Origin of the sequence: Sphingopyxis sp. P8, assembly GCF_020622175.1 — a bacterium.
GTDB lineage: Bacteria > Pseudomonadota > Alphaproteobacteria > Sphingomonadales > Sphingomonadaceae > Sphingopyxis > Sphingopyxis jiangsuensis.
In genome coordinates, this window is record NZ_JACNMK010000002.1 from 299,098 (window position 1) to 320,667 (window position 21,570).

At 65.3% G+C, this 21,570-nt stretch carries 17 protein-coding genes; 2 read left to right on the top strand and 15 right to left on the bottom strand.

All coding sequences use genetic code 11. The features are described 5' to 3' along the window. The 5 genes from H7692_RS09955 to H7692_RS09975 form a co-directional block, all read right to left on the bottom strand. The gene (locus H7692_RS09955) at window positions 1–1,815 is read right to left on the bottom strand and encodes a cation:proton antiporter (RefSeq protein WP_201928418.1); all 1,815 of its coding nucleotides are present in this window, start codon (window positions 1,813–1,815) and stop codon (window positions 1–3) included. Window positions 1,816–1,910: 95 nt separating this feature from the next. Further along, window positions 1,911–4,664 (bottom strand): TonB-dependent receptor, encoded by a 2,754-nt coding sequence (locus tag H7692_RS09960; RefSeq protein ID WP_201928417.1) that lies wholly within the window; start codon window positions 4,662–4,664, stop codon window positions 1,911–1,913. Window positions 4,665–4,818: 154 nt separating this feature from the next. Next, a complete protein-coding gene (pdeM, locus tag H7692_RS09965; RefSeq protein ID WP_201928416.1) occupies window positions 4,819–5,529 on the bottom strand; it encodes a ligase-associated DNA damage response endonuclease PdeM in 711 nt (236 codons plus the stop codon). Between the two features lie 41 nt (window positions 5,530–5,570). Next, window positions 5,571–6,617 carry a retroviral-like aspartic protease family protein gene (locus tag H7692_RS09970; protein ID WP_201928415.1) on the bottom strand — a complete coding sequence of 349 codons (1,047 nt, stop codon included), beginning with the start codon at window positions 6,615–6,617 and terminating at the stop codon, window positions 5,571–5,573. Between the two features lie 58 nt (window positions 6,618–6,675). Next, window positions 6,676–9,090, bottom strand: coding sequence for a ligase-associated DNA damage response DEXH box helicase (locus tag H7692_RS09975; RefSeq protein WP_222136732.1), 2,415 nt, complete (start codon window positions 9,088–9,090; stop codon window positions 6,676–6,678). 73 nt (window positions 9,091–9,163) lie between these two features. On the opposite strand from H7692_RS09975, the gene H7692_RS09980 reads away from it, so the two are divergent. After that, window positions 9,164–10,090, top strand: coding sequence for a glutaminase (locus H7692_RS09980; protein WP_222136734.1), 927 nt, complete (start codon window positions 9,164–9,166; stop codon window positions 10,088–10,090). A 46-nt stretch (window positions 10,091–10,136) separates the two neighbouring features. Here the strand turns inward: H7692_RS09980 and H7692_RS09985 are convergent, their stop codons facing one another. After that, a complete protein-coding gene (locus H7692_RS09985; RefSeq protein ID WP_201928412.1) occupies window positions 10,137–10,541 on the bottom strand; it encodes a septal ring lytic transglycosylase RlpA family protein in 405 nt (134 codons plus the stop codon). 101 nt (window positions 10,542–10,642) lie between these two features. Further along, entirely contained in the window at window positions 10,643–13,183 is a 2,541-nt protein-coding gene (gene gyrB, locus H7692_RS09990) for a DNA topoisomerase (ATP-hydrolyzing) subunit B (RefSeq protein WP_201928411.1), read from the bottom strand. Between the two features lie 107 nt (window positions 13,184–13,290). On the opposite strand from gyrB, the gene H7692_RS09995 reads away from it, so the two are divergent. Next, window positions 13,291–13,725, top strand: a complete 435-nt coding sequence (locus H7692_RS09995) for a hypothetical protein (protein ID WP_201928410.1) — start codon at window positions 13,291–13,293, stop codon at window positions 13,723–13,725. A gap of 451 nt (window positions 13,726–14,176) precedes the next feature. On the opposite strand, the gene H7692_RS10000 is transcribed toward H7692_RS09995, so the two are convergent. The 8 genes from H7692_RS10000 to H7692_RS10035 are packed head-to-tail and all read right to left on the bottom strand — an operon-like array spanning window position 14,177 to window position 21,496. Further along, entirely contained in the window at window positions 14,177–14,707 is a 531-nt protein-coding gene (locus H7692_RS10000) for a hypothetical protein (protein ID WP_201928409.1), read from the bottom strand. 2 nt (window positions 14,708–14,709) lie between these two features. Continuing rightward, window positions 14,710–15,411: a nitroreductase gene (locus tag H7692_RS10005; RefSeq protein WP_222136736.1), complete on the bottom strand. Its 702-nt coding sequence runs from the start codon at window positions 15,409–15,411 to the stop codon at window positions 14,710–14,712. Next, window positions 15,398–16,273 (bottom strand): RDD family protein, encoded by an 876-nt coding sequence (locus H7692_RS10010; protein ID WP_222136737.1) that lies wholly within the window; start codon window positions 16,271–16,273, stop codon window positions 15,398–15,400. The genes H7692_RS10005 and H7692_RS10010 overlap by 14 nt, the downstream gene beginning before the upstream one ends. Next, on the bottom strand, window positions 16,270–17,295 hold the full coding sequence (locus H7692_RS10015; protein ID WP_222136739.1) for a stage II sporulation protein M: 1,026 nt from the start codon (window positions 17,293–17,295) through the stop codon (window positions 16,270–16,272). The genes H7692_RS10010 and H7692_RS10015 overlap by 4 nt, the downstream gene beginning before the upstream one ends. 8 nt (window positions 17,296–17,303) lie before the next feature. Further along, the gene (locus H7692_RS10020; protein ID WP_222136741.1) at window positions 17,304–18,620 is read right to left on the bottom strand and encodes a DUF58 domain-containing protein; all 1,317 of its coding nucleotides are present in this window, start codon (window positions 18,618–18,620) and stop codon (window positions 17,304–17,306) included. Further along, on the bottom strand, window positions 18,617–19,582 hold the full coding sequence (locus H7692_RS10025; RefSeq protein WP_413541444.1) for an AAA family ATPase: 966 nt from the start codon (window positions 19,580–19,582) through the stop codon (window positions 18,617–18,619). Before H7692_RS10025 ends, H7692_RS10020 begins: the two co-directional genes overlap by 4 nt. Next, complete coding sequence (locus tag H7692_RS10030) at window positions 19,572–20,807, bottom strand: DUF4350 domain-containing protein (RefSeq protein WP_222136745.1); 1,236 nt, start codon at window positions 20,805–20,807, stop codon at window positions 19,572–19,574. Before H7692_RS10030 ends, H7692_RS10025 begins: the two co-directional genes overlap by 11 nt. Continuing rightward, window positions 20,804–21,496 (bottom strand): DUF4129 domain-containing protein, encoded by a 693-nt coding sequence (locus H7692_RS10035; protein WP_222136747.1) that lies wholly within the window; start codon window positions 21,494–21,496, stop codon window positions 20,804–20,806. Before H7692_RS10035 ends, H7692_RS10030 begins: the two co-directional genes overlap by 4 nt. Between the last annotated feature and the right edge of the window lie 74 nt (window positions 21,497–21,570).

Genomic DNA, 21,570 nt, shown 5'->3' on the forward strand with positions numbered 1-21,570 from the left:
TTATGCGCCGTCGTCCGACGATTTGCGCGCTTTGGGAACGTCGGGCGGAACGAAGGTCCAGACGGTATCGCCTGCTTCGACTGTCGGGCGATACTGCGTCGAAAAGATCCGCAACTCGCCCGACGCGCGCTCCACGGCAAGGCTGTCGCCGCCCGTCGCCTTCATCCGCTCGACGAAATCGGAATAGCTGTATTTCTCGGTGATCTTTGTCCGCCCGAACGTCCAGCCTGCCTGCAAACGATCAAGCTGTTCCTCGATCGGCGTGCCTGCCAGGGTGAAGATGCGCCCGCGCCGCTGGCTTGCAGCGCGCGATTCCCCGACCATCCGGCTGACCCGGTCGTGCCCGATCTCGGCCGCGAGCTCGCTGCATACAAGCGCATTGTAACTGTCATTGTCGGTCGCGGCGATCAGCTGCTGATAGTCACCCATGTCGAGGCTGTCGTCATGGGCTTCGTCCAATATGTCGCCATGATAGACCGGAAGGTCCGCCCGTCGAGCGCGGCGCAGCGCAAGAATGCTGGGGTCGGCGACAAGCACCTTGCGATCCTGCGCCTTGACGAATTCGGCAAAGGCGATCGTCCAGCTGTTCGCGCCGACGAGCAACACGCCATCACCCTTGCCGCGGTCGAGCCCGAGCCACTGGGCAAAGCGCGCGGCGGTAAAGCCATGCGCAAAAATCGTGGCGATGACGACCGCAAAGCTCAGCGGAACCAGCGCCTCGGCCCCCGCGATCCCATAGTCGGAGAGACGCAGGGCAAAGAGGCCGGTCACTGCCACCGCGACAATGCCGCGCGGTGCAATCCAGGCGACGAACAGCCGCTCCTTGAACGGGATACGCGTGAACAGCAGTGCGACCATGATGGTCAGCGGACGGACGACAAAGAGCAGCAGGAGGAGGAAGACGACGAAGCGCAACTCGAAATTGCGCACCACTTCCCAGTCGAGCGTGGCGGACAAGATGATGAACACGCCCGAGACGAGGATGACGGTGAGGTCCTCCTTGAAGCGCTGGAGCACATGCGTTGAATATGTCTCTCGGTTCGCCATGACGACGCCCATCACGGTGACAGTAATCAGCCCCGTTTCATGCAGGATCAGGTCGGACAGGACAAAGGTTGCGACCACCGTGGTGAGGAGCACCGGGGCCTTCAGGAACTCGGGCACCCAGCCGCGCGGAAACGCCCAGGTGAGCGCAAAGCCCGCCGCGCCGCCGATGATGATCGCGAGCACGCTCGCCGCGACGACGTCGATCACGATGCCGACGCTGTTCGCCTCTGCGCCGCCGTGGATGATATAAGCGTAGATGCCGACCGCGAGCAGAGCCCCGATCGGGTCGTTCACGATCGCTTCCCATTTCAGCATATTCTTGACGCGCGGCGCGATATTGAGCGACCGCAGCATTGGAATGATGACCGTCGGCCCCGTCACGATCATCACGCCGCCGAGCAGCGCAGCGAGCTCGAAAGGAAGCCCGGCGCCATAATAGGCGGCAGCGGTGCCGAGCGCCCAGCCGACCGGAACCCCGACGAAGACGAGCATCGCGACCGCCAGCCCGGCCTGCCGAAGCTCGCGGAACTTGAGGCTGAGCCCGCCCTCGAACAGGATGATCGCGACGGCCAGCTTGATGATCGGCTCGCGCAGCTCGCCAAAATCGCGCTCGGGGTCGAGCAGGCCGAGGATGGGACCGGCGACGATGCCGGCGATCAGCATCAGCGCGATCGCCGGGCGGCCGGTACGCCACGCGATCCACTGCGCGCCGATACCGATGACGCCGATCAGGGCGATTTTCACGAGCAGGGATTCGATTGCGAACATGGACCATTCCTAGTCGGCGCGGCACGCCCGCGGCTACAAAAAAGGGCCGCTCTTCCCCCTGGAAAGAGCGGCCCCCGATATGCTGTGCCCTTGGATCAGAAGCGGAAGCGCCCCGTCACGCCATAGGTCCGCGGTTCGGCAAGGAACTGCGAGAAAATCTGGCGGCCGCCCGGATATTGCGGGTCGGTGAAGGGCGCCGACGTCGTCCCCGCCTGGAAGGGCGAGTTGAACGCGACCTGCGAATATTGCTTGTTGAAGATATTCTGCGCCCACAGTTCGATGCCCCATTTCTCGTCGGGGCCGCGAACGCCGATGCGTGCGTTGAACAGCGCATAGCCGTCCTGCTCCTTCTGCGGGAAGAGGTCGGAGCCGGTGTTGTAATCGCTGGTCATGCGACCATCGATATAGACGAGGCCCGTAAGTCCGCCGCTGCCGAGTTCGGGCGTCCAGGTGACGCTGCCGGTCGCGACCAGTTCGGGCGCGTTCGACAGATTGTCGCCGGGCAGCTTGCGCAGCGCCGGGTCGAGCGGCGCGCCGAAGCGGTTGCCGACCAGATTGTTGCGATAGCTGGTGTCCGCATAGGTAAGGCCTGCCGCGACGCGGAAGTTACGCGCCGGAACGAGCGAAGCCTCGATCTCGACGCCCTCGGCCCGCACGCCCCAGCTCACATCGTCCTGCGCACAGGCGCCGGTCGCCGCGCTCGTATCGCGGTCGGCACCGCCCAGATCGGTGGTGCAGCCGTTGATATTCTGGACGAGGAAGACCGTGCCGTTGAACGTATTCAGCTGGAAGTTCTTGAAGTCCGAGCGGAACAGCGAGACGCCGAGGCTGAACGGGCCGGTCGAATATTTCGCGCCGAGTTCATAGCTGTTGACCAATTCGGGGTCGAACTGCAGCGCCCCGACAAGGCTCTGCGCCCCGCCCGGCGTCGCCGCGAACGGAAAGATCGGCGATTTGAGCGCCGAGCGGTCGAGGTTGAAACCGCCTGCCTTGTAGCCGCGTGAATAGCTGGCATAGAGCAACAGATCGTCGACCGGCTTGTACGACAGGATCGCGGTGCCGGTGAATTCATCCTCGCTGCGGCTGTCGCTGATCGATACGCCGTTGAGCTCGGCGGTCGAATTGCCCTGGCAGCTCAGACCGATGAGCGCGCCGGCAAGCGCGCGGGCCGTGGCGTTGGGGCTCGCCAGATCGTCGAGCACCAGACCCTGCACGGTGGTGCAGACGGTGTTGTCGTTCGAGAATGTCGCCCCGAAGTCCTTCTTGTCGTTCGTGTACCGCAGGCCGAAGGTGAAATCGAGTTTATCGGTGATGTGGAAGATATTGTGCGTGAAGAGCGCCCAATTCTCTCCATTCTGGCTGTAGCGATCGTTGATGCTTCCCAGGTCGTTGAGCCCGTCGAGCGCGGTAAAGGCCGCGACGATGTCGGGACCCGAGGCGCCGGATGCGCCAGCGATTGTTGCGGGACCAACGCCGGGCGCCACGCAAAGCGGGCTATTCGGCGAATACAGCCCTGCGAGCCCGCCGCCGGTGATGATGCGGCAGTTCGCGAACCGGCCATATTGGGTGCCGAAGCGCAGATTGTCGCGCACGCGCAGCTTTTCATTGGCGTAGAATCCGCCGACGAGCCAGTCGAGCTTGCCGTCGAACGCCTCGCCCTGCAGGCGCAATTCCTGCGTGAAGGTGTGGAACTGGCGATAGGCATCGTCACTTGGGGCACGATAGAGAATATCGACCGCGCCATAGTCGGTGTCCGACGCCTGGCTCGACCGATATTCGCGATAGGCGGTGATCGACGTCAACGTCGCGCCGCCGAGATCATAGTCGATCTGGCCCGAGAAGCCATAATCCTTGGTCTCGCCAGCGTAGCTCCGGCCGGGGCTGACCGACAATGTCCGATCATAGCCCTGGTTGAACGCGCTGAGCGGCTGGCCGAGGTCACGCAGCACGTTGATGATGTTGTTGCCGTCCGGCTGAAGCGGCGCGAGCGGCGTCGACGGATTGTTGAGGTTGCCGATATAGGGGTTGACGCTGTTGTCGACATAGATGGCGCCGCAGCATTTCTCGTCGCGGAACGTATAGTCGGCGATCAACCGGATCGACAGCGCGTCGGTCGGTTCGAACAGCAGCTGCCCACGCAGGAAATAGCGGTCACGGTCGTTGACGTCGGTGTTGTTCGTCGTGTCGCGATAAAAGCCGTCGCGCTTGACCCAGATGCCGTCGAGGCGCGCGGCGAGCGTGTCGCTGATCGGGCCGGTGACGCTGCCGCCGAGGCGCCAATAGTCGTAATTGCCATAAGTGATCTCGCCCGTCGCGCCGAACTGGAAATCGGGCTTTTTCGAATAGATGCTGATGAGACCCGCCGACGAGTTACGCCCGCCGAGCGTTCCCTGCGGGCCGCGTTGCACTTCGACGCGGTCGATTTCGCCAAGTTCGTTGAGGCCGATGCCCGAACGCGAGCGATAGACGCCGTCAATGAAAACCGGGACCGAGCTTTCAAGTCCGGGGTTGTCGCCGACCGTGCCGATACCGCGGATACGCGCCGAACCATTTGCTTCCGAGCCGGTCGACGACACGAGCAGCGACGGCGCCACCTGGTTGAGCTGGCGAATATCGTTCGCGCCGCTGTTCTGCAGCGTTTCGGCGTTCACGGCCGAGATGGCAACGGGAACGTCCGACAGCAGCTGCGAACGGCCTTGCGCCGTGACGACGATCGGCGCGTCGTCGAAATCGTTCTGCGGCGCGCTGTCCTGCGCCTGCGCTGGCATGGCGACAGTCACGACAGCCAGCGATACGCCGAGCGCACTCGAGCGCAGGAGACGGGCAGCACAAAGGGTCGATGATTTCATTTTGGGCACTCCTCTCAACATTTCGTTGTTTTTATTGGCCCTGAAACATACCGGAAATGCCGCCCTGTTCCAGACGATGCGCCCGATTCACGTCATGTTTTCGGCGAGTGATGCTTTTGTGTCACAGGCGCCAAAGCCGCACTTTCGCGTGCATTCAGGCCCCGTGCCCGCTTGACGTAGCGTCATCGAAAATGGCTCTACCATAAGCAACTGACAGCAATTTTTCGCCCGCTACGACCATTGCGTGGTAGGTGCCGTCGAAATTGGCGGCGATAGCATCGTCGCCGACATCGAGGCCGCCGGTCAGACTACCGAAAGCGGGCAGAATCATTGTGCGCTCGTCGCGGGCGAAGCAGGGGCGAACCACGGGGCGACCGCGAAGGTTGACACGCAACTTCGGATGGAAATGGCCCGAGACTTGGGGGCGACGATCGGCGGGCTTGCATTGGTGACGAAAGACGATGCCATCGACCTCGATCTCGGCGGCGACCGCACCGCCCCACGCGCCCGCCGACAATCCATCGTGGTTGCCGGCTATCCAGAGGAGTTCGACCCTGCTCGAAAGGCTCGCCAACCGCTCGGCCGCGGCGGGCGCCATCCGGTCCGCCGACAGCCGGTCATGAAAACTGTCGCCCAGGCACCAGATCGCGCGCGCGCCGGTCGCGTCGACAAGCCGGTCGAGTCGGTCGAGCGTATCATGGCTGTCATAGGGGGGGAGCGGTTGCCCTTGGGCTGCGAACCAGCTCGCCTTTTCGAGGTGCAGGTCGGCGACGATCAGCGCGCCGTGGCGCGGCCAGAATAGCGCGCGATCGGCCAAGGGCCGGACACACTGGTTCGCAAAATCCAGGCTGGGCTGAAACTCCATCGCCCCGCTATGGCAATGGCGCAAAAGTCCGGCAAGCCTGCCTAGCTGCCGGGACGAAGGTCGCTTGCCGCGAAACGATATCCGGCCGGACGTTGGGCCGCATCGGGCATGTCAAATACGACGCGTTTGTTCGGATAGTCGATTTCGATGCGGTCGAACAGCGACAGGCTGTCCATACCGAGAAGCAGCGCCGGCCGCTCGTGTAATCCAAGAACGCGAAAGGCCTGCCCATCGGCAAAGGAAATCGGAAGATCGTTGATGTCGATGCCGCCGATCGTGATGCGCCGGATGGCCGTCCGGGTGGCAGGAACATCTTCACCGGTCACGGCGCCCAATGTGGCGGAAAAGAAGGGCACGCGATTTTCGCGGCGCGACGCGACGAGCTTCATCAGCGCCATATTGCCCACGCTCGTCTGCGCACCCGTGTCGACGATGACATCGATCCTGCGGTCGCCGATACGCGCGTCGGACAGGATCAGACGACCCGCCGAGTTGCGCGCTGTCACGACAATGGCGTCGCGGTCGCGGATGACGGGGCGCGCGCGACGGTGCGTTTCGAGAATTTTCATGCTTTCGTTGCGAAAATCGATGAGCAGGCGCCGATCCTCGAGCATGTCGACGCCGATCAGGCCGGCGGCGCCGATATGCCGCCCGAAAAAGGCCGGGGCGTCGAATTCCTCGAGCCGGAGATTGGTCATCTGCAGCGCGGCAACGCGGAAGCTGGGAACGGTCGCGCCGCTGCCGATCGTCGCCATCCGAAGTTTTTGGCCCTCGACAAGGTCGAGGCGGGCGGCGAGTTCGCGCGCGATGACCGTCCGCTCCGCGCCGGTATCGACCAGAAAGGAGAAGGGCCCCTCGTCGCCGATCATTACCTTGACCGACATGCGCCGCGTCGCGTCGAGATCGAACGGCTGGACAAAGGGGACGACCTCTCCGGTCGTGCTGGCCTCGTCCGGTGCTTGCTGGGCCGGTGGCGCCGCGGTCGGCGTCGGGGTCGAGGTCTGGGGCGTAGGCGTGGCGCCGACCAGTGCCGGGGCCGCGAACAACATCCACAGGCTGAAACGCCTCGTCGGGGTAGTCGCTGGCATCGTTTCTCTCCGCCCTACAGTCTACGCCTCCTCTGCCGGCTCAGCAAGGGGCGGCCGATCAGGACGATTCGGCGCCCATTGCCTGCTGCGCCAGCGCATCGGCCAGTTCGCCGAGCAATATGTCGTCGAGGTCGGCGGCGGCGACATTTTCGCGCCCGATCAGCACCAGCACCGGGATCGCCAGCGGGCTGATGCGCGGCAGCGCCTTGTGCAGCATGGTCCCCGCCGCCCGGTCGAGCAGGTCGCCGAGCCGCGCGACATCGGTGAGCCGCTCGCGCGCGTCGGTCCATGCCGCCTCCAGCAGCAGATGGTCGGGCTCATATTTTCGCAGCACGTCGAAGATGAGGTCGGTCGAAAAAGTGACCTGCTTTCCGGTCTTGCGCTTGCCGGGGTGCTGGCGTTCGATCAGCCCGCCGATCACCGCCACCTCGCGGAAGGCGCGCTTCAAAAGATGCGACCCTTCGACCCATTCGACGAACTCCTGTTCAAGAATCGTCGAATCGAACAGGGCTTCCGGATCGGCCACGGGGCGCAGCGACCAGAGGGCAAGCGCATAGTCCGACGCGACGAAGCCGAGCGGCTGCAACCCCGCGCGCTCCATCCGCTTGCTGATCAGCATGCCGAGCGACTGGTGCGTATTCCATCCTTCGAAGGGATAGGCGACCAGATAATGATTCCCTTCGTGGGGGAAGGTCTCGACCAGTAATTCGCCCGGACGCGGCAGCGCCGACCTCAGTGCCTGCATCTCGAGCCAGAAACGGACATCGTCCGGAAAACGCTGCCAGCTTTCGGGTTCGCCGAGAAAGGCGCGTACCCGGTCGGCGAGCCGCGTCGTCAGCGCCATGCGCGCTCCGACATAAGAGGGGATACGCGCGGGGCGCGTGGTCGCGCGGACGATCAGATCGGTGTCGCGGATCGCCTCAACCTCCAGGCTGAGCCCTGCAAATGCGAAAGTGTCGCCTGCCGTCAGCGTGCTTGCGAAATACTCCTCGACAGTGCCGAGACGGCGACCGCTTTTGAAGCGCACATCGAGCGTCGGCGCATCGACAATAATCCCTGCGTTGAGCCGGTGCTGCGCCGCCAGTCGCGGATGCGCGATGCGCCACCGCCCCTCGCCATCGGGCGCAAGCCGACGGAAGCGGTCATAGCTTTTGAGCGCATAGCCCCCGTCGCGCACGAAGCCGAGCAATCGCGCAAAGACGTCCGCACCCAACCAGCGATAGGGCGCGGCGCTCCGCACCTCCGCCAGCAGGGCGGCCTCGTCGAACGGCGCGGCGCAGGCGAGCGCCATGACATGCTGGGCAAGCACGTCGAGCGCGCCGGGACGAAAGCGGTCGGCATCGCGCTCGCCCGCCTCGACCGCATCGAGTGCGGCGCGCGCTTCCAGATATTCGAAGCGGTTGCCGGGAACGATCAGCGCCTTGCTCGGCTCGTCGAGCCGGTGGTTGGCGCGGCCGATGCGCTGGAGCAGCCGTGAGCTGCCCTTGGGCGCCCCCATCTGGATCACGCAATCGACGTCGCCCCAGTCGAGCCCCAGATCGAGGCTCGACGTCGCGACGAGCGCGCGCAGCCGCCCCTCGGCCATCGCGGCTTCGGCGCGCTGGCGCGCCTCGCGGTCGAGGCTGCCGTGGTGGATCGCGATCGGCAGCGAGGCGTCGTTGACCTTCCAAAGCTCCTGAAAGATCAGTTCGGCGAGCCCGCGCGTGTTGCAGAAGATGATCGTCGTGCGATTCTTCGCGACCTCGGCCATCACCTGATGCACCGCATATCGTCCCGAATGGCCCGCCCACGGCACCGCGCCTTCGGGGAGGAGGATTTCGATGTCGGGATCTGCCCCGGCCTCGCCCTCGACCAGCGTCACCGCGCCCGCATCGGCATCGGGGGCGAGCCAGGCGGCATATTGGAGGGGATCGGCGATCGTCGCCGAAAGCCCGACCCGGCGCGTCTCGGGCGCGATCTGCTGGAGCCGGGCCAGCGCCAGGCTCAATAGGTCGCCGCGCTTGCCAGGTGCAAAGGCGTGAATCTCGTCGATCACGACGGTCTTGAGGTCGGCGAACATCGTGAAGCTGTCGGGATAGGAGAGCAAAAGCGACAGCGATTCGGGCGTCGTCAGCAGGATATTGGGCGGCCGGCTGCGCTGGCGTGTCTTCTTGTCCGAACTCGTGTCGCCGCTGCGGCTCTCGACGCTGATGCCGAGTCCCATCTCGGCGATAGGGCCGAGCAGGTTGCGCTCGACGTCGGCGGCGAGCGCCTTCAGTGGCGATACGTAAAGCGTGTGCAGCCGGTCGGTCGGGCTTTCGGCCAGCTCGACGAGGCTTGGCAGAAAGCCCGCTAGCGTCTTCCCCGCACCCGTCGCGGCGACGAGCAGCGCATGGTCGCCGCGCGCACCTGCCGCGAGCATCTCGGCCTGATGACGCCGCAATCTCCACCCGCGCGCGGCGAACCAGTTGTTGAAGGGGGCGGGGAGCGACATGGGTCCGATGTGGCGCGTCGAGGGAAGGGCGGCAAGCCTTCAATCCGCCGCTATCCTGCGCTAGTTGTCGTCGATGACCGATCTCGCCCGCTGCGTCGCCGAAGCCTATGACATCGCGCTGCCGCACCGCGGCGAGGGCAAGGTCGCCGACTATATCCCGGCGCTCGCGGGGGTCGATCCGCAGCATTTCGGTTTCGCGCTCGCGCTCCCCGACGGGACGGTTCACACCGCCGGCGACGCCGACATCTCCTTTTCGATCCAGTCGGTGTCAAAGGTCTTCACGCTTGCGCTCGCGCTCCGCCGCGTCGGAAGCGCGCTTTGGGACAGCGTCGGGCGCGAGCCGTCGGGCAGCGCGTTCAACTCGATCGTTCAGCTCGAAAGCGAGGCGGGCATCCCGCGCAATCCGCTGATCAATGCGGGCGCCATCGCGACGACCGACCGGCTTATCGACGGACGCAGCGGTGATGCGACTATCGCCGAAATCCTCGATTTCATCCGCGCCCGCGCGTGCGACCATGCGGTCGACGTCGATCTTAACGTCGCTGCGTCCGAATCCGAAACGGGCGCGCGCAACCGCAGCCTCACGCATTTCATGGATGCGTTCGGCACTTTGCGGCATCCGGTCGAAACGGTGCTCGGCGTCTATTTCCGCCAATGCGCGATCGCGATGAGCTGCCGCCAGCTTGCGCGCGCGGGACTCTTTCTTGCGATGGAGGGACGCGATCCGCTTGGCGGCGAACAGTTGATCGACGCGCATCGCGCGCGCCGCATCAACGCGATCATGATGCTGTGCGGTCATTACGACAATTCTGGCGAGTTCGCCTTTCGCGTCGGCTTGCCGGGGAAGAGCGGGGTCGGCGGCGGCATTTTGTGCATCGCGCCGGGGCATGGGTCGATCGCGGTCTGGTCGCCGGGGCTGAACGATGCGGGAACGTCGCTCGTCGGCGCGATCGCGCTCGAACATTTTGCCTATGCGGCGGGCTGGTCGGTGTTCGATTAGCGACAGGAGGTAGTGAGGGGATGGGACGTGGGTGCTGGCTTTCCCGTCAGTCTTCGTCGATCAGCGCCAGCGCGACGCGCGCGGTGCCGCTGCGGTGCATGCCGATTTCGCGCGCCGCGGCGTGGCTGATGTCGATCACGCGGCCGTGGGCAAAGGGGCCGCGATCGTTGATGCGGACGACCACGCTGTCGCCGGTCGACATGTTGGTCACGCGTACCATGCTGCCGAATGGCAGGGTGCGATGCGCGGCGGTGAGCTGCGAGGGATCGAATCGCTCGCCATTGGCGGTGCGGTTTCCGGCGAGCTCATTGCCGTAATAGCTCGCCATCCCGCCGTCGATTTCGGTTTCCTGGACGATCTCGGCAATCGGATTGTCGGCGATTTCGACTTCCTGCGCGCCCGCTGAAGCGGCGAGCAGAAGCGGAAGCAGCATGGCAGAAACGGCCCGCATGACGTCATCCCCTTGTCAGAGGAGGCGCCAAAAGCAGGCCCGGCACACAAAATCAATCGGATGCGCGTCGAATCGAAGCCGAATCGCGGCCAGATGCGGCTTCAGACGTCCAGATTGGCGACCGACAGCGCGTTGGTCTGGATGAAATCGCGCCGCGGTTCGACCTCGTCGCCCATCAGCCGTTCGAAAATCTCGTGCGCGACGTCGGCCTGTTCGGCCTCGACGCGCAGCAGCGAACGGTTGGCAGGGTCGAGCGTCGTTTCCCAAAGCTGTTCGGCATTCATCTCGCCCAGCCCCTTGTAGCGGCTGATCGACAGTCCCTTGCGGCTATGCGCGAAAATCGCTTCGAGCAGTTCGGAGGGGCGCGTCACCGGCGTGACCTTGGCGCTCGTCGTCGGCAGATCGCCGTCTTCGGCCTCGCTTTCGGCCTCGGCCTCGATCTGCGCCGCGGTCGCCTTCACGAGCCGCGCGGGGCGCGCATAGGTGTCGGACTGTTCGGCGGCGAGGCTGTGCAGCCGCCGCGCCTCCTGGCTCGCGAGGAAGGCATTGTCGACCGCATGATGGTCGCTCACGCCGCGCCAGCGCCGCTCGAGCGTATAGCCGCCGCCCTCGACCGCGGTGACGGTCCACAATGCCTCGGCGCCGCCAGTCAGCGCGCGCTCGGCGGCGTTGAGCCACGAGGCCGCGGTCTCGGCTGCGCTGTGACGCCCTGCGGCATCGAGCGACGGGTCGAGCGCGCCGGTAAGCGCGAGTGCCTCGACCAGTCCATGATCGATCGAGCGCGGAACATAGCGCATCAGCGCGCGCAGCCGTCGCCCGTGTTCGATCAGGCCACGCAAATCGTTGCCCGATCGCGCACCGCCCGCGCTTTCGAGCAGCAGCGCGTCGATCCCAGCATCGACGAGATAGTTTTCGAGTGCGGCGTCGTCCTTGAGGTACACTTCGCTGCGCCCCTTCGACACTTTGTAGAGCGGCGGCTGCGCGATGTAGAGATGACCGTTCTCGATGATTTCGGGCATCTGGCGATAGAAGAAGGTGAGCAGCAGCGTGCGGATATGCGCGCCGTCGACGTCGGCGTCGGTCATGATCACAATTTTGTGATAGCGCAGCTTCTCGATGTTGAACTCGTCGCGGATGCCCGTGCCGAGCGCTTGGATCAGCGTGCCGACCTCCTTCGACGAAATGATGCGGTCGAAGCGCGCGCGCTCGACGTTCAAAATCTTGCCCTTGAGCGGCAGAATCGCCTGAACCTTGCGATCGCGGCCCTGCTTGGCGCTGCCGCCTGCCGAGTCACCTTCGACGAGGAAAAGCTCGCATTTCGACGGATCGCGTTCCTGGCAATCGGCGAGTTTGCCGGGCAGCGAGGCGATGTCCATCGCGCCCTTGCGACGCGTCAGTTCGCGCGCCTTCTTCGCGGCCTCACGCGCCGCGGCGGCGTCGATCACCTTCTGGATCACTGCCTTGGCATAGGCGGGATTTTCCTCGAGCCATTCGCTCATCCGGTCGGCCATCAGGCTTTCGAGCGGCTGGCGGACCTCGCTGCTGACGAGCTTGTCCTTGGTCTGCGAGGAAAATTTGGGATCGGGCAGCTTGACCGACACGATCGCGGTCAGCCCCTCGCGCATATCCTCGCCGGTCAGGCTGACTTTCTCTTTTTTGAGGATGCCCGACTTTTCGCCATAGCTGTTGATCGTACGCGTCAGCGCGGCACGAAAGGCGGCGAGATGCGTTCCGCCGTCGCGCTGCGGGATGTTGTTCGTGAAACAGAGCACATTTTCATAATAGCTGTCGTTCCACTCGAGCGCGACGTCGATGCCGATGCCGTCGCGCTCGCTGCTGATTGCGATCGGATCGGGCAGCAGCGCATTCTTGTTGCGGTCGAGATATTTGACGAACGCCGCGATCCCACCCTCGTAAAAGAGGTCGTGCGTGACATGTTCGGCATGGCGGGCGTCGACGAGCTTGATGCGGACGCCGGAGTTCAGGAAGGCGAGTTCGCGGTAACGATGCTCGAGCTTGTCGAAGTCGAACTCGGTCACATTCTTGAACGTCTCGGTCGACGCGAAAAAGGTGACGCGCGTCCCCTTCTTTCCCGCCGGGGCAGGGCCGTTGACCTTGAGCGGCGCGACGGCGTCGCCGTGCTCGAAGCGCATCCAATGTTCCTGGCCGTCGCGCCAGACGGTGAGCTCGAGCCATTCGGAAAGCGCGTTGACGACGCTGACGCCGACGCCGTGGAGGCCGCCCGACACCTTGTACGCATTGTCGTCGCTCGTATTCTCGAACTTTCCGCCCGCATGGAGCTGCGTCATGATGACCTCGGCGGCCGACACGCCCTCTTCGCGGTGGATGTCGGTCGGAATCCCGCGCCCATTGTCCTCGACGCTGACCGAACCGTCGCTGTTCAGCGTGATGAGCACAAGATCGCAATGCCCCGCGAGCGCCTCGTCGATCGCATTGTCGCTGACCTCGAACACCATATGGTGGAGGCCCGAGCCGTCGTCGGTGTCGCCGATATACATGCCGGGGCGTTTGCGGACCGCGTCGAGGCCCTTCAGGACCTTGATCGATTCGGCGCCATAGGCGTTTGCATTGGGCTGTTTTGCGGCGCCTTCGCTTGCGCCATTTTCCTGCGGGTCTGTCATGCCGATTATATAGGGTCGGCGGGCGCAAAACCCAAGCTAAAATGCGGCCCTTGGCGCTGTGGCAAGGGGCGTTGCGCGGGCACGCTGCGGCGGCTAGATTCGGTGCCATGAAACAAGCCTTTGCCATCTTGCTCGCCAGCCTTTCTGTCCTCGCACTTGCTGCGTGCAGCGAACCCGCGCCGCCCGCCGACAATGCACCTGTCGTTTCCGGCGAGCCGCTCGCGACGCGCGCGGTGGTGATCGGAACCGAGGGGCCGAGCCTCCCCGCCTGTTCGAGCATCTCGCGCGTCGTCGATGGCGGCACCGACGTCTATTGGGCGCCGGACGAAACGCGCGCGGTCAAGGCAAAGCTTGCGGGCGGCGTGCGGGTATCGGTGTGCGAGGCGACCGACGACGACCGATGGTTCGGGATCGTCTTTGCCGCCCCCGGCACCGATCCCGATATGTGCGGCGTCGGCAAGACGGTGCCCAATGCGCGAGAATATCAGGGGCCGTGCCGCTGGGGCTGGATCAAGGGCGGCTCGGTACGGCTGGGAGGTTAAGCGCCGACTCCTGCGGGCCTCCGATATGGCGGGTTTCGAACGTAACTGGCCGTCGCGGGGACGACGAGGCAGGAATCCACCCCGTAACCGCCGCCACATTCAAATAGGGCTTTCCTACAATATTCGGCGGTGCCAGCCTTCCTTCCGGCCCTTTCTTTTGATGGAGGATTCAGCCCGTTTCAGGACTGCGCGTTCGGGCACGGGCGGGCGCGTCCAATCGGTCATCGGGCCCGGTTCGGGATGACGAATGTCTGGAAACGACCGAAAGCGGACATCAGATCCTCCCTGTGCCGCAGGCATGGGGAGGTGGCAGCCCGAAGGGCTGACGGAGGGGCTAATGGCGCAACGTCGCGGCCCCTCCACCCCTCGCTTCGCGAGCGGTCCTCCTCCCCATGGCTTCGCCACAGGGAGGATTTAGCGGCAAATTTCCACCCCAAAGCCGACGCGCGCTCTATCCCCTACAATCCTCGATCACGCGGCCGATTTCGGACTGGACGGGCAGCGTCAGCGCGCGGCCGTTGTCGGCCTCGATTGCAAACCGCCCGCGGCTGAAGGCGATGCGGTCGAGGCGCGGATCGCGCGCTGACAGGCTCACCGCGCCGCTGTCGAGACGCAGGCGGTCCGTTCCCGCGCTGGTCTGGAGGTGGACGTCGGACGCCTGACCGGGCTCGCCGACGTCGGCCGCCAAACGGATCGAGCCACCGGCGCAGGCGAGGCTGACGAGCGGCGATGCGCTTCCCGTCGGGACAAAGGCGGCCGTCCGGCTTCCGGCATCATAGCGCCACGCGCCGACATCGACGGCGCGCTCGTCCCACGGCTTTGCCGGGGTGAGCGGCGCGGGCGTCGGGGCGAGCGGCGCGGCGACGGGCTGCGGCGCCGGGGGCGGCGGCGCTTCGGGCGTCGGGATCGCCGAACAGCCTGCCATCGCCAACATCGCGGCGGCGCTTAATCCAATGTGCGCATTGCGCGGTGCCAGCTTCATCTTCAAAATCCCTGCCATTCGATCGCTTCGTCGATCCCGACGCGCGGGACCGGCCATTGGTTCACCGGCTGCGTCGCGTCGGCATAGCCGATCGCGAGGCCCGAAAAGAGTATCTGCCCGTCGTCCAGTCCGAGCGTCTTTCGCACCGTTTCGCCATACATCGCCCAGCATTCCTGGGGACAACTGGCGAGTCCGGCTTCGACGAGCAGCAGCATCACCGACTGCATCCACATGCCCATGTCGGCCCATTGCGGCGGACCCATGATGCGCGAGCAATGGAGGAAAAGCATCACCGGTGCGCCGAAGCCACGGTAATTGTCCATGAATTGAGCGAGCCGCGCCTTTTTGTCCTCGCGCGGGATCTCGAGCGCGCCGTAGAGCGCTTCGCCGACGCCGAAACGCCGCGATTCCCACGGGTCGACCAGACCCTTGGGATAGATGTCATATTCGGGCTGATAGCCCTCGCGACCCATCGCAATGCGTCCGGCGACCGCATCCTTCACCGCTTGCCAGGGTGCGCCGGTGAGCACCACCGCCTGCCACGGCTGGAGGTTGCCGCCCGACGGCGCGCGCTGGGCGGCGTTGAAAATATCGCGGAGCAGCGCGGGGTCGACCGCCCTGTCGGTAAAGGCGCGGACCGACCGGCGCCGATGCAGCGCCTCGGTCACGCCGATATCCGCCCCCTGCTTGTCAGTCGCTGGCATATTTATCCTCCCGCCTTTTTCCGAACAGCAGCCCGCGTTCGAGCCGTTCCTTGAGCTGGCGGTAATAGGAAAGCAGAAAGACGTCATCCTCTTCGGCGACCGGGCGGCCGATCTTGCTGCGGATTGCATCGGCGACCTCGCGCATCGCGCGCGCGTCGCGGGTGCGCAACACACGTTCGAGTTCCTGCAGTTCATAGATGCCATAAACCGACAGTTCGGCGTCGCTGAAGCGCATCGCGCCGCCTTCCGCCTCGCTGGTCGCAATCTCGCTGTCGAGTTTGGCGCGCTGCGCCATCACCACCCATGTTCCGGCGATCAGGTCACCCATCCGCATGCGGTCGCGATTGAACAGCAGGAACAGGCTGAGCGTCAGTGACCAGATAACCCCGGCCAGGATTGTCCAGCCCGCGACAATATCTTCGGCTGCGCCGTTTCCGATCATCATCATTGGCAGGAACAGTTCGAGCTCGCGGATCAGGTTGCGCGCCACGACCGCATCGGCGGTGAGCCGCCCGCCGTCGCGCGCAACGACGCGAATACCCATCAGCCTTTTGCCCGGCGTCGCCGCGCGCGCGCCGAGTTCGAAGCCGAGAAACCAGAAGGTCCGGAGAACAAAGGCCCCAAGCATCCAGATGCTCAGCACAATGTCGGAACCCGAAGCAAAACCGGCATAAGCCGCGCCGAACGAAAAGAGGATCAACACCAATGCGATCAGCGTCAGGTCGACGATCAGCGCGCCGAAACGCAGGCTCGCACTCGCGATCCGCAGTTCGAGATCGACCCCCTCGGGGGTCACGAACTGGCGGACCTTGCCCGCCTGCGCTGCGCGGCGCTTGGCGAGGGCGGTTGCGGCGTCGGTCATGCGGCGTCCTCGCGCCGCGGGATGTAATAATAGCCGAACCAGAAGGCGATCATCAGCGTCCCGATGCCGTAGCGCATCGCCGTATCGGTGATGAGCTGGCGGCCGAAGCCCTCGAGCAGCCCCGCGACAAGCAGCATCGCGATCACCCCCACCATCACCTTGCCCGCCGTGCGCCCGGCATGGGCCGCAGCCTGCAACCGCCCGCGCGCGCCTGGAAACAGCACCGCGGTTCCGATCCGAAGTCCCGCGGCGCCCGACAGTGCGGCGGCGAACAGCTCGGTCGTGCCGTGGATGAACAGCCAGCCGCCGAAGTCGACGCCGAGGCCCTTCGACGTGAAGACCGCGAGCATCGCGCCGAGCCCGATCCCCTGATAATATTCGAGCATCAAGGTCGGCACGCCAAAGGCAAAGCCAAGCGCAAAGGACATGATCGACACGCCGCTGTTGTGCGTGAAGAGGAAGGTCGCAAAGACGTGGAGGCCGCTCTGCTCACTTTCCGCATCGGGACCGTGCCCCAGCGTCGATCGCAGATACTCGACCGAGGCGCGCGGGTCGCGCCCGCCCGCCATCTCGTCGGGGACGAAATTATAATACCATTCGGGATTGCTCGCGACGAGCGACCAGCTGGTGATCGCGCCGAGAAGGATCACCAGCGCGATGACGATCGTTTCCTTCCATACCGCGCGCACTGCGGCGGGCCAGTCGTAAAGGATGAAGCGACGAAGGCGCGCGGCGCGCGATTCGCGCACGCCATAGACGAGGAAATAGCCGCGCATCGATAGGGCTTCGAGATGGTCGAGCAGCGCCTTGTCGAGACTCGTCGCGCGCGCGATCGACAGCGACGAGAGCGTCGCGCGGTACAATATGGGGAGTTGGAGCAGTTCGTCGCTCGTCAGCGCGGTCGCGCCTTTCTTTTCCAATTTGGCGAGCAACGCGTCGAACGCGACCCAATCGGCCTCGCGCTCCTCGCGAAAGCGGCGCGTCGAAAAACCCGGTGCATCGACGCTGCGCTGGGCGGGCATGGCGGGAATCACAGGCTGCCCTTTCGCTTGATGCCAAGATAGGCCTCGACGACGCCCGCGCCCATCGCATCGGCGGGAACCTCGATGACATCGGCGCCGAGCCGCTGGAGCCGTGCGATCACCAGCTGCCGGTCGCGCAGCATCGCCGCCGCGACATTCGCGCGGGTGATGTCAGCGGCGCTTTCGGGGCGCCGTCTCTCCTCGGCCTCGACCTCTTCGTCCTTGACGACGACGAACAGCAGGCGGTGCTTGCTGACCATGCGCCGCGCCGCGCGGATCATCAGGTCGGCGCTCGTCGCGTCGGTGAATTCGGTGAAGATGATGACGAGCGAGCGGCGGTTGAGCTGCGCCGACAGGCTCGCCAGCGCGAGCGTGAAATTGCTTTCGACATGCGCATAGTCGATCAGGCTCGCCGCACGCTGGAGTGCCGGGAAATCCTGCGTGTGCATATAGGCGGGGGTCAAGGCCAGCGGCTTGGCGGCAAAGGAATAAAGGCTGATGCGATCGCCGAGCTTGAGCCCCGCATAGGCAAGAAGCAGCGCCGCCGATACCGCGCGGTCGACGCGCGGCATGCCGTCGACCGGTTCGGCCATCGTGCGCCCCGCGTCGATCGCCAGCACGACGCGATTGTCGCGCTCGACACGATATTCCTTGGCAAGCAGCCGCACATGGCGCGCCGACGCGGTCCAGTCGATCGAGCGCCGGTCCATTCCGGGCTGATAATCGGCGAGAGCCTCGAATTCGGTTCCCTCGCCGCGAAGGCGCTGCTGGCGCAGCCCGAACCAGCTGTCGCGCTGGAACAGCCGACTTCCTTCCTCGGCGACCGCGCGCAGGCTGGGCAGTACACTGATTGCGCGACCGATCGCGAATTTGCGTTGCTTCCAAACCAGCCCGAGCGGCCCCGCCCAGCGCAGCCAGAGCGCCTCGACAAGCGCCTGCCCGCGCCGCGCCGCGCTCAACCGCAGCGACGTCGCGAGCGCGGTCCCGTCGGCGCTTCGGTACAGATTTTCCGCGAACCGCCCGCCCGCCGCGAGTCGCTCGTCGAGTGCGAGCGCCAGTTCGGCACGCGGCGGCAGGCGGCTTCCGCGCGCGGCGAGCGTCAGGTCGAACGGATCGCCGACGCCGACCTGATGGGGAAATTGCGCGTCGAGCGCGATGTGGCGCGGATTGGCGCCGGCCATTGCGTCGACGAGGATGCAGGCGAGGATCACCGCGATCCAGCCGGGCGCCACCAGCCAATATTCGGGCCGCACCAGCCCGAGCGCAAGCGCCATCGGAGCGCCTAGCAGAAGCAGGTAGATGGCGCGCCGGGTGGGGTAAATCACCGCGGCACTTCCTCATGCTCGAGCAGCGCGGCGACGATCTGCTCGACACTGCGTCCTTCGATCTCGGCGGCGGCCGACAGGATGACTCGGTGGCGCAGCACGCCCGCGGCGAGGCGCTGGACGTCGTCGGGGATGGCATAGTCGCGCCCGTCGAGCGCCGCGGCGGCGCAGGCGGCGCGCGCAAGCAAGGTCGCGGCGCGTGGACTTGCGCCGCATTCAAGATCGGCGCTCTCTCGCGTCGCGCGGACCAGGCGGACAATATAGTCGACGATCTCCTCGGCCAGCCGCACGCTCGCAATCGCGTCGATGGCGTCGGCAATCACTTTTGCATCGGCGATCCGTTCGACGCCGAAATCGGCGACTGCGGGACTCTTGAAGCGCCCGCCATGATCGGCGACGATGCGCCGTTCCTCGTCGGCGTCGGGATAGTCGACGACGAGCTTGAACAGGAAACGGTCGAGCTGCGCTTCGGGGAGCGGATAGACGCCCTGCTGTTCGATCGGATTCTGCGTTGCGAGCACGGTGAAGCGCGGGCTCATCGCATGCGGCTCGCCATTGATCGTCACGCGGCGCTCCTGCATCGCCTCGAGGAGCGCGGCCTGCGTCTTGGGCGGGGTGCGGTTGATCTCGTCGGCGAGCAGCAATTCGGTGAAGATCGGACCTTTGGTCAGGGTGAAGCTTGACGTCTGGAAGTTGAACAGGTTCGACCCCAAAATATCGCCCGGCATCAGGTCGGGGGTGAACTGGATGCGCCCGAAATCGAGCCCGACCGCGCGGGCAAATGCCTGCGCGAGCAGGGTCTTGGCGGTTCCCGGCGGGCCTTCGAGAAGCACATGCCCGCCCGCGAGCAGCGCTATCGTCACCATGCGCGTCAGGTCATGCTGACCGAACACCGCCTTTGCGACCTCGGCGTCGATCGCGGCGCCGAGCGCCTGCACGCGCTCGATAGGATTAGCTGTCACGGAGAAGGTCCTTTCTGATGGCATGCAGCGCCTGCGCGTCTGCAAGGAATTCGTGGCGGTTGCGCGCGAGCGGGAGGCGCCGGGCGAGCGCCGAAAACAGCTCGCCGCCGGGACGCATATGCTTGTCGATCCATGCGTCGGTTTCTTGGGCGTCGAGACCGGCGGGAGCGTGCAACCGCCGTGCAATTGCGCTGCGCTGGCTCGTCACATAGGCGTCGGCGCCGTCGAGTTCGCGCCTCGCCTGCTTGATGAGGTCGGCGCTGTTCGCGATCAGCGCCGCCTTCGATATCGGGATGGCACGCTGCGGCCTCAGTGCGGGGCCGAAACGCATCCATGCCTGCCAAAGTGCGAGCAGCCCCGCCGCGATCAGACACAAGGTGATTCCGATGAAGGGCGGGACGAAGGCAAAGCGCAGCAGCGAGCGCTGGCCGCCGAAGCCGTTCAATGTGACATCGAAGGCGAGCGCGTCGATGGCCGCATCTTCGGCCACCGCGTCGATTAGCATGGCCGCTCCCGCAGCTTTCTCACGCGAGGCAAAGGCGAGATTGTTGATAAGGTCGGGGTCGGCGAGGATGTAAAGATCGCGATCCTCGAGCCGCGCAAGCACGGCGCCACCCTTGGGACCAGCAATCAGCGTTTCGAGCTGCGGGCCTTCGACCGTCTGGACATCGGCCGGAAGGTCGAGCGCGAAGCGCTGCCCGGCAACCTCGGCGGCAATCCGCTGTGGCTTGGTGGTTGCGGCTTCGACCGTCACTTCGCCGAAATGGCCGGTCGGCAGCAGGTCGCCGTCGGGGGTGACCGGAAAGCCCGTGCCGACCCATCCCGGCTTCACGTCCTGTCCGGGCAGACGACCCGTCGCCCATTTGGGAAGGACGACCAATGCCTTGTCGCCGCCCCGCGCATCGAGGATTTCGGCGATTTCGCTGGCCTTTGTCCGGTGCGTCGGGGTGAGGACGAGCAGCCACTCATAGTCCTCATAGCCCTCTCCGGTCACGCTCCGCCACAGCGACACATCGGCGCCCGCGCGCTCGCTCAGATCGACAATTCCCGCGTAACCGGGGGCTGATTTCGACAGGGCGTGGCCACCGCCATCATTGCCGTTCGACAATTGCGGTCCGAGCGCGATCAGCGCCCACAGTGCGACAAAGGCGACGACGCCGATCGCGACCACCGCGGCGATCAGCCGGGGGTTGAAGCCATGATCGCTGGCGCCCGCCTTGCTCATGCGCGTGCCCAGTTCCGGGCGACCGTCAACTCCGAATAGGCGCCGCGGCACGCCTCCCACGCTCCCGCGTCGATCGAACGGCCGCCGAACAGGCTAATTTCGACCGCGCGCGCGATGCGGCTGAAGGCGTCGCGCGCCACCGCGGGGAGATCGCGCGCTTCGGCGAGGTCGCGCGACGTCATCGCCGGGCGCACCAGCCCCGGACGACGGTCCTCGATGTCCTCGACGCTGCGATAGAGGAGCAGGTGAACCGCCTCGGCAAAGCGCCCTTCGGCGGCGAGCGCGTCGGCTTCGGCCAGCAGTGCGCGCGCGGCGCCCGCCTCGGCTTCGCCGACGCCGTCCTCGGCTTCGATGGCAGCGCGGCGGCGCAGCGGCAGATTGTCGACCCAGCGCGCAAAGGCGGGGACGAAATGATAAAGGATGACAAGCAGCAACACCGCCGCCGCAAGCCATAGCAACGGTTTGCCTGCGGGTGCGGCCCATTCGAAAAAGCTGCCGATGGCGTCGAAAATCGCTTTCAGCCAATCGGGGGTCTGCGGCGGCGGTTCGGGTGGCGGAAAGCTCGTTTGTATCTGTCCGCCGGCGACCGTCTGGGCATAGCCGGGGTCGAAAAGCTCGGGGTCGATAAGCCAACCCTCGTCCGCGGTTGGCGCAGCGACGGACGCCTGGGCAGCCCAAAGCGTCATCATATTGAATTTATGGCCCCGCCCGGCTTGCTCATCGTCAAGCGTGGTAGCGCGGGCGAGCCGCGCAACGCAAGAGA